Source organism: Ciceribacter azotifigens (assembly GCF_048159625.1).
Lineage (GTDB): Bacteria > Pseudomonadota > Alphaproteobacteria > Rhizobiales > Rhizobiaceae > Allorhizobium > Allorhizobium azotifigens.
This window is the reverse complement of sequence record NZ_JBLQTA010000081.1, coordinates 1-723: the sequence shown is the minus strand read 5'-3', so window position 1 is coordinate 723 and position 723 is coordinate 1. Positions and strand designations below refer to the sequence as shown.

The window sequence follows — 723 nt, the reverse complement described above, 5'->3', positions numbered from 1 at the left end:
GAGGACCTCGAACACGTGGAGCAGGCGTCCGACGGTCATCAAGGATGAGGCGTTTTCATAGCGGGCGTAGGTTGCCTCCTTTACGCCCAGGAGGGTCGCGACTTTGGCTTGCGCAATTTGTCGGTCGGTTCGCAGGTGACGGAGCCTTCGCGCGACAAGCAGATCCAGTTCCTTGAGGTCGATGATCTTTCCGTCGAGTCGTTTGCGATAGATCGAATGATCTCTGCTTGGGTCGTCAACGCGTTCAAGTCCGAGATCACTCACCCACTGCTCGNGGTGACGGAGCCTTCGCGCGACAAGCAGATCCAGTTCCTTGAGGTCGATGATCTTTCCGTCGAGTCGTTTGCGATAGATCGAATGATCTCTGCTTGGGTCGTCAACGCGTTCAAGTCCGAGATCACTCACCCACTGCTCGAGTCCGAAACCTGCCATTGCCACCAACCACACTGGAATTTCATCGTTGTTCCTCCGGGACAATTAAGGATGGTGCCTCTAAAGTCTACCCTGGATAGCTGCTTCGGCGCATCGCTTTGCGACCCCGCTCTATGCCTTCGGCACGGAGCCAGCAGGCACTGTCTCCGCCCATTCGGGTGACGATCGGTTGCGCTGCGGCTTCGCCTTCCATCACATGCGTCTTGGGCAAAAATCGGTTCGGAACATTTACAGCCTCGCCCGAAAGACCCATATTGTCGGCCGATCAGGTCAGGTCATGGCAGATCTCTA

At 56.4% G+C, this 723-nt stretch carries 1 protein-coding gene; it reads right to left on the bottom strand.

What is annotated here, in order from left to right; translation table 11 throughout:
• Nucleotides 1-432 (bottom strand): helix-turn-helix domain-containing protein (locus tag ACM6UT_RS23415; RefSeq protein ID WP_416799661.1); only part of this gene is annotated, 432 nt, incomplete at its 3' end.
• Nucleotides 433-723: the final 291 nt, after the last annotated feature.